This window comes from Rhizobium sp. WYCCWR 11146 (assembly GCF_013591995.1).
GTDB lineage: Bacteria > Pseudomonadota > Alphaproteobacteria > Rhizobiales > Rhizobiaceae > Rhizobium > Rhizobium indicum.
Genome location: NZ_JACCEY010000019.1, coordinates 188,385 through 202,773, shown reverse-complemented (window position 1 = coordinate 202,773; position 14,389 = coordinate 188,385). Strand labels below are relative to the sequence as shown.

Below are 14,389 nucleotides of genomic sequence, written 5' to 3'. Positions count from 1 at the left end.
CGCAAAACTGTGCGGCGGTTTTGCGACAATGACCTAATGCGCGACGCGCTTTCGGTTCAGGCGTAGGCCGCCATATGCGGATCGGCGCTGACGAGCGCGCTGCGAAGCTTCTCCATCGCCCGGCTTTCGATCTGACGTACGCGCTCCTTGGAAATGCCGAGATCGGCACCGAGCTCTTCGAGCGTGGCACCGTCTTCCGCCAGACGCCGGGCGCTGATGATCTTCATCTCGCGTTCGTTGAGATGTTTCAGCGCCGAGGCGAGCCAGACGCGGCGGCGTTCGCCGTCGATCATGTTGGACACCTGCTCGTCCGGCAGGGGATCGTCGCTGACGAGGAAGTCCATCTTCTCCGCGCTCTCGGCATCTCCGGAGACCGAAGGCGCCTGCAGCGAAGCGTCGTTGCCGGAAAGCCTGGCATCCATCGTCTGCACATCGGAGAGGCTGACGCCGAGGGCCGCGGCGATTTCCTGGTGAATGGATTGCAGCGTCAGCTGGGTGTCGCCCTTGGCGAGCTTGGCGCGCAGACGGCGCAGATTGAAGAACAGCGCTTTTTGCGCCGAACTCGTGCCGCCGCGCACGATCGACCAGTTGCGCAGGATATAATCCTGGATCGACGCCCTGATCCACCAGCTTGCATAGGTGGAAAAGCGCACGTCGCGTTCCGGCTCGAAGCGGGCGGCGGCCTCGAGCAGACCGACATAGCCCTCCTGCACGAGGTCGCTCATCGGCAGGCCAAAATTGCGGAACTTGCCGGCCATCGATATGACGAGGCGCATATGAGCCATGGCGATCTGGTTGCGCGCGCCGCGGTCGTCATGATCCTTCCAACGGGTGGCGAGATCGTGCTCTTCCTGGCGGGCGAGATAAGGCGCGGCCATCGCGATTTTGATCATGCGCCGATCTGCAGACATGTTCTTCATTTCGATCTCCCGAAACAGGCCTCTCTCGCCCTGAAATGAACAATAAAACTCATCTTCCGGAACATCGCTGTCCGGATTGAATGGGGTTCTGAATGCATAAAAGCCTCGCCCCTGGACTTTTCAGGGGGAGGCCCTATTTCTCATCATGTGCCGGTAAGACGGCCGGGCTGGACCTGTTTCTTCACTTTGCCGGATGGGCAATATAGAAAAGGCATGATCCGCTCCTCATCGAACATTGACGGAATAGCAGTTCGCCCGTTGAGGCCGTTGCCCGACGAGCAGTTCGCAATTACGTGTGATAAACGCGGCAGTCGGGAAAAAGTTCCAATAAAAAAACCCGGCTCGAAGGCCGGGTTTTTTGATAGAAGACAGGCGTCGCTTTTATGCGGCTTCGTCCTGTGAATCGTCTTCTTCGATCGCCTTGCCGCGCTTCGGACCCTTGTTGAGATTGGTCTCGACGAGGCGAACGGCTTCGGTTTCCGACATCTTGTTGACAGCGGCGATTTCGCGCGCCATGCGGTCGAGCGCAGCCTCATAAAGCTGGCGCTCGGAATAGGACTGCTCGGGCTGGTTCTCGGCACGATAGAGATCGCGCACGACTTCAGCGATGGAAATCAGGTCGCCGGAATTGATCTTGGCATCATATTCCTGGGCGCGGCGGGACCACATGGTGCGCTTGACGCGCGCCTTGCCCTGCACGACCTTCAAAGCACGCTCGACGAAATCCGTTTCCGAAAGCTTGCGCATACCAATGCTCATCGCCTTCGCGACCGGAACCTTCAGACGCATCTTGTCCTTCTCGAAATCGATAACGAAAAGTTCGAGCTTCATGCCGGCAACTTCTTGCTCTTCGATAGCGGTGATGGTACCGACGCCATGAGCGGGGTAGACGATCGATTCACCGGTCTTGAAGCCGTGACGTGCTGTAGAAGGCTTTTTCTGCTGAGTCGTCATTCTATTCAAAAACTCCCTGTTACGCTTCCGGCGGCGGCCGGAGCCGGGTCAGTCAGGCCCGGGTGAGACGGTAGTATCCGTCGGGTGACTTCACTCTGGTCCCATCGGGCAAAAGCAAAGACTTCTTGCGCACGATCTTGGGACCCGGCGCTCAAAGCGTTGATATGTCACGGAAACCGTGTACGGATTTGTTTTGCTTTCGTGATGGTTTTGGGCATGCGTCATGCCACAAATGGAACAGTAGACGAAACCTATCATAAAAATATGAGGAAATCAATAATTTGCTTCGCTTGAGTCATGCGGGCAACACATGTCACCCATATGCCTCACGCAGCTTTTAAAACGTTTTGCCCCGCGGTCCCCCGAATCCGGGGACCGAATGTGGGCGCTGTCTCAATCGCCGGAACCGGGCTTGTCCGAAAAATACTTTTCGAATTTTCCGGTCTCGCCATCCATGTCCTTGGCCTCGGGCAAAGGGTCCTTCTTGACCGTGATATTCGGCCAGATCGTGGCATATTCGGTGTTGATCTTCAGCCATTTGTCGAGGCCCGGCTCGGTATCGGGCTTGATCGCCTCGGCGGGACATTCAGGTTCGCAGACGCCGCAATCGATGCATTCGTCGGGATGGATGACGAGGAAATTCTCGCCCTCATAGAAACAGTCGACAGGGCAGACTTCCACGCAATCGGTGTATTTGCACTTGATGCAATTGTCGGTCACGACATAGGTCATGAAGAACTCCAGGATTTCCATGCGGATGGGGCCGGGCAACCTGGAACGTCGCGCCTATCCCCGTGCCGGAGGAAAAGCGTGAGCAGGCTTGGGAGGCAAGCACGCTTCCGGCAGGTTGTCAGTGACCTATCGGCTTTATCGCCGGATTTCAAGGATAAACGATCTGCAAAAGCCGCCGCCGCAGACAGAGTTTTCTAATCCTCGTCCGACATCAGCCTGTCGATTGCACGTCTTTCCTTTTTGGTCGGACGGCCGGTGCCGCTGGCCCGGATCGCCTGCTCGTAGGCCGTGAGACGTTTTGCCTCATCGGGCGGCGGGGATTGGTCGTCGTAGAGCAGACGCGCCTCCTCGTAAGGCCCCCGCCGTTCGCCGGCAAGGCGCATGACGAGAACGACATCCCGCCGCTCCAGCGTCAGCTCGATACGGTCGCCCGGCTTGACCATCTGGCTTGGATGGCTGCAACGCTCGCCGTTGATGCGCACATGGCCCGATTGGATATGGCTCTGCGCCAGCGAGCGCGACTTCACCATGCGCGCGAAGAACAGCCACTTGTCGATGCGCTGGCGCGAACCGCTTGTCGGCTGTGTCTCCCCGCTCATGATTACTTCTTCATCTGCTCCTTGAGAGCTGCGAGCTTGGCGAAAGGCGAATCCGGATCGATCGGCTTCTCCTTGCGCGGCGGCTTGGCCTCGAAGCGCAACGGCTGCGAGCCGCCACGATTGTTGTTGCGGTCGTTGCGATCGTTACGCTCGCCGCGATCCTTGCGATCACCACGGTCCTGCCGGTCACCGCGCGGCTGGTCGCCCCGTGGTTGGTTATTGCGGTCGCCTCTTGCCTGCTGCGGCCGGCCACCATCGCGACCGCCGCCTTCCTTGCCACGGTTCTGGCGATTGTTGTCGCGGCCGTCGCCATTGCGATTGCCCTCGCCGCCTTCACCGCCGCCCGGCCGGCGATTGCGGTCGCCGCGCTCCTGGTTCTGACCGCGCTGCTCGCCCTGGCCGCCACGGCGTTCGCCATGCCCGCCGCGCGCCTGGCGCTGATTGTCGTTGCGACCGCCAAGACGCCACAGAAGAACCGGCTTCGGTTCCGTCGGCTCGCCGGCTTCCCCAGGAGCAGATCCTGCTTCCTCGGAAGCCGATACCGCTTCCGCAGGAGCGGATGTCTCGATCGGTTCGGCCGGAGCGGGAGTTTCGACCGCTTCCGTCACCGGCGCGTCGGCGACCGCCGAAGCCGCCTCGGTTGCGGATGGCTCGGCAGCAGTCTCTTCCGCAGCGCCATCGGCATCGTCGTGATCGGCCTTCTCGGCTGTCTCTTCCGCAGGCGTTTGTGCGCTGGCGGCAGGCACCGAGGCCACATCCTGCGCTGCAAGATGTAGTGATGCCTCTTCCGCCTTCACGGCATCGGCGCGATAGCCGAGACCCTTGAGGATTTCTTCCATGTCCTCGAGCGTCGCACCGAGGATCGACAGCATCGCCGTCGTCGTCGTGAAGCGGCGGCCATCATAGGCGCCCTCCGGACGGTTGTTTTGGCCGGGCTTCCATTGCAGCAGCGGACGGATGATATCGGCCAGCCGTTCCAGGATGTCGATGCGTACGGCTCGCTTGCCGAGGAAACGGAAGCCGGCGAGCTTGTAGAACATCCGCTCGAAGGTCGGATCCGTGACGACGGAGGTGCGGCCGGCGGCAAGCACCGGAATGAGATCACCGTAGCCGGGCTTGTCGAGACCGTCGTTCTTCAGCGCCCAGAGCAGCGTGATGAGCTCGGCCGGCGCCGGCTTCAGAAGTGCGGGAACGAAGATATGATAGGCGCCGAAACGCACGCCGTAGCGGCGCATGGAGGCACGGGCCTCCTGGTCCAGCGACTTCACCTCTTCGGTCACGTCGCGGCGGAAGAGCACCCCGAGATTCTCGACGAGCTGGAAGGCAAGCCCTTTGGCAAGGCCCTGCAGATCCTCGGCGCGCGACAGATCATCGAGCGGCTTCAGCACCGTGCTGATATGATGATTGACGAAGCGCTCGATGCGGGCGGCGACGTGATCGCGGGCATTGCCCGTCAGTTGTTCGTCGGCCAGCAGGATCACGCGCGGACGCATGATGTGATCGCTGCCCGAAAGCCGCGCCACCGGGTCGCCCAGCCAACGGATCAACCCATCCGAACCGATCACCAGATCGCTGTTGCCGGCGGCATGCATCCGGGCCGCGCGGGCTTCGAACTCGAGCCCGAGCGCCTTCTGCGACGCAGCCTGAACCGCCTTGGCATCCGGTCCGTCCGTTCCCGCCACCGGCGTGAAACGGAACCCGCTCAATTGCCCTACATGATGTCCTTCAACGAAGACATCGCCATTCACACTGATTTCAGCTTCCAGCATCGCATTCTCTCTCAGGCGCTTCATGAGCACAGATGTCCTGCGATCAACAAAGCGTTTCGTCAACCTTTCATGTAACGCGTCGGACAATCGATCTTCGATTTCCCGCGTCTTTTCCTGCCAGTGTGTCGGATCGGCAAGCCAACCGGGCCGATTCGAAACGTAGGTCCAGGTCCTTATCTGCGCGATTCGCGCCGAAAGCGTGTCAATTTCCCCATCTGTTCGATCGGAGCGATGAACCTGCTCCGCAAGAAACTGCTCATTCACCGTGCCATAGCGGACAAGATCGGAAAAGAGGGTCGAGATAAGATCGGCATGTTGTGCTGGGGTGATACGCCGATAATCGGGAAGCGCGCAAGCCTCCCAGAGTTTTTCGACGCGCGCCGGCCTGTCGGCAAGATCGATGACCTCGGGATAGCGCGAAAGCTGTTCCAGCGCCTGCTGGTCGACCGCAGGCAATGCCCGCGTCAGCCCCGGCACGCGCGGTCCCACCTCAAGGCTGGCGCGCAGCGATGCGATTGAGGAGAAGTCCATCTCCGTCGTCCGCCACTGCAAAACCTTGACGTTGTCGAATTCGTGCCCCTCGATGCGCTGCACCAGTTCGTCGTCGAAGGGCGAGACTTGCCCGGTGACGCCGAAGGTCCCGTCCCGCACATGCCGTCCGGCGCGCCCGGCGACCTGGCCGAGTTCGCCCGGATTGAGATTGCGGAACTGGTAACCGTCGAATTTCCGGTCCTGGGCAAAGGCGACGTGATCGACATCGAGGTTGAGGCCCATGCCGATCGCATCGGTCGCCACCAGATATTCGACGTCGCCCGCCTGATAGAGCGCCACCTGCGCATTGCGGGTGCGCGGGCTGAGCGCGCCGAGCACCACCGCCGCGCCACCGCGCTGCCGGCGGATGAGCTCGGCGATGGCATAGACCTCGTCGGCAGAGAAGGCGACGATGGCCGAGCGCTGCGGCAGCCGTGTGATCTTCTTCTGCCCGGCGTAGAAAAGATGCGAAAGCCGTGGCCGCTCGACGATAGTGATGCCGGGCAGGAGCTGCTGCAGGATCGGCCGCATCGTTGCCGCGCCGAGCAGCAGCGTTTCCTCGCGGCCGCGAAGATGCAGGATGCGGTCGGTGAAGATATGGCCGCGTTCGAGATCGCCGGCGAGCTGCACCTCGTCGATCGCGACGAAGGCGGCCTTGGTCTCGCGCGGCATCGCTTCGACAGTGCAGACGGAAAAACGCGCATTGGGCGGCGAAATCTTTTCCTCGCCGGTGACCAGCGCCACATTCTGCGCGCCGACCTTCTCTACCACCCGCGTATAGACCTCGCGCGCCAGAAGCCGAAGTGGCAGGCCGATCACGCCCGTCCCGTGCGCAACCATGCGCTCGATGGCATAATGGGTCTTGCCGGTATTGGTCGGCCCGAGCACCGCGGTCACACCGCGCCCGCTCAGAATCATCGGCTGCGAAATCAGAGTCATGAGTCCATGCAAATGAGGCGGGTGGCCCCAGGAAAATCTCGGCTCCTCGATGGAAGCTGGACAACACATGGACAGCTGCCGTCGCAAACGCAAGGGCAGATTTCAAAATGCATCGGGGATTACGACCTTTGCGAGTCCCGTGGAACGCCCGAATTTCCGATTCGGAACAGCGCAAGAACGAATCAGCGACGAATCGATGACTCCCGCTGATTCAGCTTTTGTTCACGGCTAAGTATTGATTTTGAATCACTTTTTCCCACTAGATGCTGAATCGCGAGACTCTCACCTGTTCATATTTTCGCTATCGCGACTCCGCAATTCCCGCCCGATCTTGGATAGGCGAAAATCCGCCCGAAATTAACCTCTCGACCAAAGCCGGAACGAATCGGAGACGAATCGCTGACTCCGCCGTTTTCGCCTTTCGTTCACGCCCACATCTTGTGGCGCTATCAGGTCCAGGTCCTAGATGCGCATGGGCGGCAGATCCTTCGCCCCGCCCTCGTCAGATCGGCATTAATCTTTCGGAAACCGGATTCAGACGGCGTTAAGTCGCAGCGTTAACTCAGGGGCGGCCGCTCTCGGCTCGCCGATCAAAAACGGAACGAATCGCTGACGAATCGGCGACATCGCGATTTTCCCGCTTTGTTCACCGCAACATATTGTATTTAAATGTCTTTTTAACCATAGCGGCAATTTTCGGAAATGACGGAAATTAAACCGTGAATCAGGCTTCGTCACATTTCCAGAGCTTAACCGGGAACAAAAATCGCCAATACGTGTTTCCAGTCCATCCAAATTGCGGATGAAATGAAGGAAACACACCATGCTTGGCACGATACTACTTGTTATCCTCATTCTGCTCTTGATTGGAGCCTTGCCGAATTGGGGTTATAGCCGTGGCTGGGGCTATGGACCTTCTGGCGGTTTGGGGCTAGTTCTCGTGATTATCATTATCCTTGTACTAATGGGCCGCGTCTAAAGGCCAACTAACCTGGGGAGTTACGACATGATGAAGAAGATTGTTCTTATTGGTGCGCTCGTGGGCGCACTCGCATCTTGCACAGCGACCGAGCAAGGCACGGCGATCGGCGCCGGCACTGGCGCTGTTATCGGCGGTGTCGTCACCAACAGCTGGGGTGGCGCCGCCGTCGGCGCCGTTGCCGGCGGTCTGACTGGCGCTCTGATCGGCCAGTCGGTCGAACGCCGCGGCTACTGCGTCTATCGCGACCGCTACGGTCGCCGCTATGAGGCTCGTTGCCGCTGATCGGCACAAGCATATCGGACTCCCAACGGGCGCTTCGGCGCCCGTTTTCTTTGCCGGTCGTATCCGTCAACGAGACGTTGACAATCGGTTGCGAAAGTCAAATCTAGCGCCGCCCAACGGGCAGGCACATATTTCCTTCAGAGCATGATGCCGAAAAGTGTGAGCGGTTTTCGGACGACATCATGCTCTGACTGTAAATGTAGAACAGGATGATTTTAGGCCGACCCGGCCTAAGATCATCCTGTTTTGGAGCGCAACGGACAGGCAGAGCCTCCCGACGCACCGGAAAGGAAACGCTTCCATGATTCAGATTTTGCTGAATTCCCTCGTCGCCGTTCTCATCGCGTCGGCTTTCCTGACAACCGCAATATCAGCCCTCAGCGCCAATGATCTTTCACTGCGCAAAGTGCCGGCCAGAGTTCGGCCACAGCGACGTCCGAACACAGACCGCCGCTCTTGATCTTCTCGAAACAGCGCGACTGCTCCGGCCACAAAATCGCAACCGGCATCACGAGACGCCCATAAACAGCGATGGCGCGATCCTGCCGGACGCGCCATCGCTTTGAATCTAATTCCTAATGTCGACGTGAAGACAGAAAGCCTAGGCGAAGAACTGTCCGCCATTGGCCGTCAGCGTCGAACCGGTGATGAAGCCGGCATCGTCGGAGACGAGGAAGGTGACGCAGCGCGCGATCTCTTCCGGTTCGCCGAGCCGGCCGACGGGGATCTGCGGAATGATACGTTCGTTCAGCACCTTCTCCGGCACGGCAAGCACCATTTCCGTTCCGATGTAACCGGGGCAAATGGCGTTGACGGTGATGTTCTTGTTCGCCCCCTCCTGAGCCAGCGCCTTGGTAAAACCGAGATCGCCCGCCTTGGCCGCCGAATAATTCACTTGGCCCATCTGGCCCTTTTGGCCGTTGATCGACGAGATATTGACGATACGGCCGAAGCTGCGGTCACGCATGCCGGTCCAGACCTGATGCGTCATGTTGAACAGGCCGGTGAGGTTGGTATTGATCACCTCGTGCCATTGCTGCTGCGTCATCTTGTGGAACATCGCGTCGCGGGTGATGCCAGCATTGTTGACGAGGATTTCGACCGGGCCGATCTCGCTTTCGACCCTGGCAATTCCCTCGCCGCAGGCGAGGTAATCCGAAACATCCCATTTGAACACCGGAACGCCGGTAACATCGTGGAAGGCTTTGGCCTTCTCGTCGTTGCCGGCATAGCTGGCGGCGACCCTGTATCCGGCATTTCTCAGTGCCATGGATATTGCCGCGCCGATGCCGCGTGTACCCCCGGTGACCAAAGCCACTCTGCTCATGTTCCGCTCCCCTTTTGTTTTTCGCCCCGCCGCTTGGCGGGATCTTCAATCAAATATGGATCGTATGCTATTTAAAGCGCTTCAAAGCACATGGCCACACCCATGCCACCGCCGATGCAAAGCGTGGCAAGACCCTTCTTGGCGCCGCGGCGCTTCATTTCGAACAGCAGCGTGTTGAGAACGCGCGCACCGGAGGCGCCGATCGGATGGCCGATCGCGATCGCTCCGCCATTGACGTTGACGATCGACGGATCCCACCCGAGATCCTTGGTGACGGCGCAGGCTTGCGCCGCGAAGGCCTCATTGGCTTCGACGAGATCGAGATCGTTGACCGACCAGCCGGCCTTCTCGAGCGCCTTGCGCGAAGCCGGGATCGGTCCGGTGCCCATGATCTGCGGATCGACACCCGCTGTTGCCCAGGAAACGATGCGGGCGAGTGGCTGGACGCCGCGCCGGACCGCCTCCGCTTCGCTCATCAGCACCGCCACAGCGGCACCGTCGTTGAGGCCGGACGCGTTCGCGGCCGTGACCGTGCCGTCCTTGTCGAAGGCCGGGCGCAGCTTCCCCATCGCCTCGATAGTCGCGCCGTGACGGATATATTCGTCAGCATCGACCGTAACGTCGCCCTTACGTGTCTTGATGACGTAGGGGATGATCTCGTCGACAAAGCGACCGGCCTTCTGCGCTGCCTCCGCCTTGTTCTGCGAACTGACGGCGAACTGATCCTGGTCGTCGCGCGAAAGCTGCCACTGGCGCGCAACATTCTCGGCGGTGATGCCCATGTGGTAGCCGTGGAAAGCGTCGGTCAAGCCGTCCTTGATCATCGTGTCGATCATCTTCATGTCGCCCATCTTGACGCCGCCGCGTAAGTGCGCGGCATGCGGGGCCATCGACATGGATTCCTGGCCGCCGGCAACGATGATCTTGGCGTCGCCGGTGGCGATCTGCTGCATGCCGAGCGCGACGGCGCGCAAGCCCGAGCCGCAGAGCTGGTTAACGCCCCAGGCCGTCGCTTCCTGCGGAATGCCGGCCTTCATCGCCGCCTGGCGGGCCGGGTTCTGACCCTCGCCGGCGGCAAGCACCTGGCCGAGGATGACCTCATCCACCTCGCCGGCATCGACGCCGGCACGCTCAAGCGCGCCCTTGATGACGGCCGCCCCGAGCTCATGCGCGAGGACCGTCGCGAAAGCACCGTTGAAGGCGCCGACTGCTGTTCGCCCTGCGCTGGCGATGACGATGGATGGATTGCTCATGGGGACGCTCCTCGTTTTCGTCTCACTTACATAAGTGGAAACTGGCAAAGCTTGGAGCACAAGTCAAACGCGAAGACCGGCTGCTGTCATTTTTCGGCAAAGCCTTTCAAAGCCCAATTCATCTGCTCTGTTAAAGGTTTGCCGCATCGCACAAAGAGATTGTCACCGGCCTTCTTTTGCGTTTACAGTCTCAAGTGGAGGAATATCCATAAATCAGACGGGGGTTCAGGAGACTGATATGGCGAAGCATGAGGGTCAGATCGTTATCAAGAAATACGCCAATCGCCGCCTATACAACACAGGCACCAGCACCTATGTGACGCTGGAAGACCTGGCGGAGATGGTGAAGAAGGGCGAAGAATTTAACGTACAAGATGCAAAAAGCGGAGATGACATCACCCATTCGGTGCTGACCCAGATCATCTTCGAACAGGAATCGAAGACCGGCAACACATTGCTCCCGATCTCCTTCCTGCGCCAGCTCATCACCTATTACGGCGACCAGATGCAAATGGTCGTGCCGAGCTTTCTCGAACATTCGATGCGCTCCTTCACCGAACAACAGGCCCAGATGCGCGAGCAAGTAAACCGCGCCTTCGGCGAAACGCCGCTCGGCAAGAACCTGCAGTTGCCGATGCAGATGGTCGAGGACCATGTTCGCCGCAACACCGAGCTGTTTCAGCAGGCGATGCAGATGTTCTCGCCCTTCATGACGCCGCCTGCCAAGGAAAGCCGCAAGGCCGAGGCCAAGGATATCGATGAGCTGAAGGAACAGCTCCGCGCCCTTCAGAACAAACTCGACAACCTATAATCCGATCGAGACATCCCGCCCGGCGCTTCGGATCGATACGGCAAAACCGCCGATGACATCGATCAGAGCGATCGTCATCAAAATGAAGAAGACCTGCGTCGCAGCATCCCGGACGAGCAAAAACTCGACCAGGAAAGCGATGAACACCAGCATCGACAGCATGTGGTTGACGAGATTGCCGGGACCAGTTCTGGTCGCTTTGAGGATTTCGAAGAACAGCACGACAAGTGCGATGACGATGAAAAGATCACCGAGCGCCATGCTCCAGATCGCGCCCGAGATCATCGACAGCACGATGATATCATGTTGCAGTGCTGGAATGCCGCCATTGCCCATCAGGCCTAGCATCGCAAGATTGTAAAGAATAAATGGGATAATCATCAGGGGCATGGCGGCTATCATCGGCAATCTCCCAGTGCATCATGGAACAATACTGCCGCAAACCCTTGCCCCACCGCAAGTCATTGCAAATATTATATTGTCGAAATGCAAAAGGCCGGCGTGACGCCGGCCTTGAAACTTCGATCGGACAAGCCGGATCGGGAAATTATGCGCTTTCCTTCGGCGTCAGAACCTGGCGTCCGCGATACATACCGGTCTTCAGATCGATATGATGCGGGCGGCGCAGTTCGCCGGAATTCTTGTCTTCGACGTAGGTCGGAGCCTTCAGGGCGTCTGCCGAACGGCGCATACCGCGCTTGGACGGGCTTGTTTTTCTCTTCGGTACAGCCATTTCTCTTACTCCACTTGCGGGCAAAACATTCCCACGGCCACACCGGCGGCCGAAACGGACATGTCGCGATTTCGGAATTTGGCGCGCTTATACATGCAAGGGGTGACCTTGACCAGTCCCCATGCGTATTTTTTGCGAAGCTGATGATTCCGGGCTCAGACTTCGTCTTCTGGCACGATCCAGGGCTCGGCGCGGGCCGCCTCTTCCCATTTCCGCCAGGCCGGATGCGCCTTCATGGTCTCCATATAGGCCAGCGTATCGTTTCGGCTGACGAGATCATAAATGTCGAACCGGTTGACGACAGGCGCAAACATCGCATCCGCCCCGCTGAACGCGCCAAACAGAAACGGTCCGCCGGATTGCTGCAGGAGGTCCCGCCAGATCGTCTCGATGCGGCTGATATCGGCGTCGACACCATCCGGCAACGCGATCCTGCCCTTCGGCCGGCGGATATTCATCGGGCAGGCGCTGCGCAGAGCCCGGAAGCTTGACAGCATTTCCATCGAAACCGAACGGGCGAGCGCCCGCCCGGCGCGATCCCTCGGCAGAAGGCCGGCGTCCGGATAAAGCTCGGCGACATATTCGATGATCGCCAGCGATTCCCAAATCTTCAAAACGCCGTGCTTGAGAAGCGGCACCCGCCCGGTCGGCGAAATCGCCTTGATATCGGGATTGCCACCAGGATAGTCGAAGGGGATCAGAACCTCCTCGAAATCGACGCCGGCGCCCGTCAGCGCCATCCACGGCCGGAACGACCAGGAGGAATAATTCTTGTTGGCGATGTAGAGCGTCGGTCTTTCCATGGGCTTCTCCCGTTCAGGCTTCAAAATCGAAGATCAGCAATTCGTGGAAATGGTTCATGTCCTCGAACACGCAGAATGCCGGCGGGGTCAGCTCGAAAACAGGGGCCTTGCGGCGGACATCGTCGGCCACGTTGTCGAGCATTGCCTGCCATCGCGGCAAGGCTTCGTCCTCCAACCGTTCGATCGCATAGGCGAAGGTCATGTGGAACTTATAGTCCTCATGGTTCGGCTGGCGATAGCCCAGAAGCTCGGCCAGCGCATTGCGCCAGGCGCGCATGACCTTGCGGTCGTTCTCGGTCGCCCCGTCGACGAGCAGGCCCGACGGGCGAGCTTCGACGATGGCGACCTTGAAGGGATCGGCCATCGAGAAGCCTTCGAGCCGGGCCGCCATCAGCGCTATCATGTCGTCGATCGGCGCATCGAGAGGCAGATCGCCCGGCCAGCAATCCTGCCGGCGCCTGGTCTCGATGACACCTTCGAAAAGCGTCATGTGAATGCTTGATATCGGCGTGAAGAGGAACTGCGGGGCTTCGGGCATCGCCAGATATTTCTCACGCGCCTCGATCAGCACCGCCTGCGTTTGCGAACCCTTCTCGATATGGCAAACGATGGTGTTGCCGGCTTCCGGCAGAAAGCCGCCGACCTTGCGATAACGGCTGCCGAGATGGGCGGGCGGGGTTGGATTGTGCCTCTTCGAATAAAAGAGAAGCTCGGGCGAAAATGTCGTGATGGTCATGGGCGACTCGGGGGCTCTGGTTGGACTGCATTCGCCCATATGGCAGAACCAAGAATGTCAGATGACACTTGCCACGTCTCGAGCACGATACCGAAAAGTGTGAGCGGTTTTCGGACGACATCCTGTTCTAACGATAAGTTCTGATCTCAATCATAGATGCACCTGATGTAATCGCCTGAACCTTGTGCGCGTCTCTCGATTACGCCGGCGAGCCGGCGAAGACCTCGTCCGGGCTTGCCGGCATTGCGGTCGATCGGGTTCGGCAGCGAGACGGCAAGCAGCGATGCCTGGCGCCGCGTCAGCTTCGAGGCCGGCACCTTGAAATGATGCTGGGCCGCCGCCTCGATACCGTAAATGCCGGGACCCCATTCGGCGATATTGAGATAGATTTCCATCAGCCGCCGTTTCGACAGGACGAAATCCGTGCTCACCGCGAGCGGAAGTTCCAGCGCCTTGCGCACGAAGGAGCGGCCGTTCCAGAGGAAGAGGTTTTTCGCCGTCTGCATCGGGATGGTGCTGCCGCCACGTGTCGCCTGACCTTTCAGCGTATCCTCGACCAGCATGCGCATTTCCGCCCAGTCGACACCGCCGTGAAAGCAATATTGCCCGTCCTCCGACATCATCACCGACTGCACCACAACCGGGGCAATGTTATCAAGCGACACCCATTGCCTGTCGTAACCCCGCAGCAGCACGAGATCGCGCAGCATCAGCGTCGAGACGGGATGAATGAAAGGCAGCAGATAGAAAAAGATCAGCGCATAGGGAAGAATCAGCAAGACCAGCACGGCAAGAACAATGCGTTTCAACACACGCCCGTCTCCGAACCATCGCCGACGAGCCGGCATGTCGACGCTGTCCTCTCTCTCCGGCGCTATATCCAATGTCCCCAGTCCGATTTCGCTCCTGTCGTTCTCATAACGCCTGTGCAGAGCTTATGCCAGAGTGTGCGGCGAATCTTGCTGCCGCCATCGACAATTCCGTTGCAAGCCCGGGGGCGCTCATGCCAAACAGCGCC

General features: G+C 59.4%; 15 protein-coding genes. 3 read left to right on the top strand and 12 right to left on the bottom strand.

Going from position 1 to position 14,389, the window contains the following annotated elements; genetic code table 11:
• Window positions 1–56: 56 nt before the first annotated feature.
• The 5 genes from HX899_RS14165 to HX899_RS14145 form a co-directional block, all read right to left on the bottom strand.
• Window positions 57–920, bottom strand: a complete 864-nt coding sequence (locus HX899_RS14165; RefSeq protein WP_012759432.1) for an RNA polymerase factor sigma-32 — start codon at window positions 918–920, stop codon at window positions 57–59.
• Window positions 921–1,301: 381 nt separating this feature from the next.
• Window positions 1,302–1,874 (bottom strand): CarD family transcriptional regulator, encoded by a 573-nt coding sequence (locus HX899_RS14160; protein ID WP_003543775.1) that lies wholly within the window; start codon window positions 1,872–1,874, stop codon window positions 1,302–1,304.
• 393 nt (window positions 1,875–2,267) lie between these two features.
• A complete protein-coding gene (fdxA, locus tag HX899_RS14155) occupies window positions 2,268–2,606 on the bottom strand; it encodes a ferredoxin FdxA (protein ID WP_180194904.1) in 339 nt (112 codons plus the stop codon).
• Between the two features lie 194 nt (window positions 2,607–2,800).
• Window positions 2,801–3,205 carry an RNA-binding S4 domain-containing protein gene (locus tag HX899_RS14150; RefSeq protein ID WP_180194905.1) on the bottom strand — a complete coding sequence of 135 codons (405 nt, stop codon included), beginning with the start codon at window positions 3,203–3,205 and terminating at the stop codon, window positions 2,801–2,803.
• A gap of 2 nt (window positions 3,206–3,207) precedes the next feature.
• Complete coding sequence (locus HX899_RS14145; protein WP_180194906.1) at window positions 3,208–6,444, bottom strand: helicase-related protein; 3,237 nt, start codon at window positions 6,442–6,444, stop codon at window positions 3,208–3,210.
• Window positions 6,445–7,267: 823 nt separating this feature from the next.
• On the opposite strand from HX899_RS14145, the gene HX899_RS14140 reads away from it, so the two are divergent.
• Together HX899_RS14140 and HX899_RS14135 are read left to right on the top strand one after the other, a co-directional pair.
• Window positions 7,268–7,423, top strand: a complete 156-nt coding sequence (locus tag HX899_RS14140; RefSeq protein WP_007632343.1) for a DUF3309 family protein — start codon at window positions 7,268–7,270, stop codon at window positions 7,421–7,423.
• Window positions 7,424–7,450: 27 nt separating this feature from the next.
• The gene (locus HX899_RS14135; protein WP_003589657.1) at window positions 7,451–7,708 is read left to right on the top strand and encodes a YMGG-like glycine zipper-containing protein; all 258 of its coding nucleotides are present in this window, start codon (window positions 7,451–7,453) and stop codon (window positions 7,706–7,708) included.
• 601 nt (window positions 7,709–8,309) lie between these two features.
• Here HX899_RS14135 and HX899_RS14130 read toward each other — a convergent pair.
• Both HX899_RS14130 and HX899_RS14125 read right to left on the bottom strand, forming a co-directional pair.
• The gene (locus tag HX899_RS14130; protein ID WP_138331900.1) at window positions 8,310–9,035 is read right to left on the bottom strand and encodes a beta-ketoacyl-ACP reductase; all 726 of its coding nucleotides are present in this window, start codon (window positions 9,033–9,035) and stop codon (window positions 8,310–8,312) included.
• Window positions 9,036–9,106: 71 nt separating this feature from the next.
• On the bottom strand, window positions 9,107–10,288 hold the full coding sequence (locus HX899_RS14125) for an acetyl-CoA C-acetyltransferase (RefSeq protein ID WP_012759437.1): 1,182 nt from the start codon (window positions 10,286–10,288) through the stop codon (window positions 9,107–9,109).
• 238 nt (window positions 10,289–10,526) lie between these two features.
• On the opposite strand from HX899_RS14125, the gene phaR reads away from it, so the two are divergent.
• Window positions 10,527–11,099 carry a polyhydroxyalkanoate synthesis repressor PhaR gene (gene phaR / locus HX899_RS14120; RefSeq protein ID WP_029870831.1) on the top strand — a complete coding sequence of 191 codons (573 nt, stop codon included), beginning with the start codon at window positions 10,527–10,529 and terminating at the stop codon, window positions 11,097–11,099.
• Here the strand turns inward: phaR and HX899_RS14115 are convergent.
• The 5 genes from HX899_RS14115 to mtgA all read right to left on the bottom strand — a co-directional run bounded on the left by HX899_RS14115 (window position 11,094) and on the right by mtgA (window position 14,255).
• On the bottom strand, window positions 11,094–11,501 hold the full coding sequence (locus tag HX899_RS14115; RefSeq protein WP_138331901.1) for a hypothetical protein: 408 nt from the start codon (window positions 11,499–11,501) through the stop codon (window positions 11,094–11,096). The genes phaR and HX899_RS14115 overlap by 6 nt on opposite strands.
• A 145-nt stretch (window positions 11,502–11,646) precedes the next feature.
• Window positions 11,647–11,832, bottom strand: coding sequence for a 50S ribosomal protein L32 (rpmF, locus tag HX899_RS14110; RefSeq protein WP_003543812.1), 186 nt, complete (start codon window positions 11,830–11,832; stop codon window positions 11,647–11,649).
• Between the two features lie 155 nt (window positions 11,833–11,987).
• Complete coding sequence (locus HX899_RS14105; RefSeq protein WP_181292702.1) at window positions 11,988–12,635, bottom strand: glutathione S-transferase family protein; 648 nt, start codon at window positions 12,633–12,635, stop codon at window positions 11,988–11,990.
• A gap of 13 nt (window positions 12,636–12,648) precedes the next feature.
• A complete protein-coding gene (locus HX899_RS14100; protein ID WP_181292701.1) occupies window positions 12,649–13,371 on the bottom strand; it encodes a DUF1868 domain-containing protein in 723 nt (240 codons plus the stop codon).
• A gap of 146 nt (window positions 13,372–13,517) precedes the next feature.
• Entirely contained in the window at window positions 13,518–14,255 is a 738-nt protein-coding gene (mtgA, locus tag HX899_RS14095; RefSeq protein WP_128460421.1) for a monofunctional biosynthetic peptidoglycan transglycosylase, read from the bottom strand.
• Window positions 14,256–14,389 lie beyond the last annotated feature (134 nt).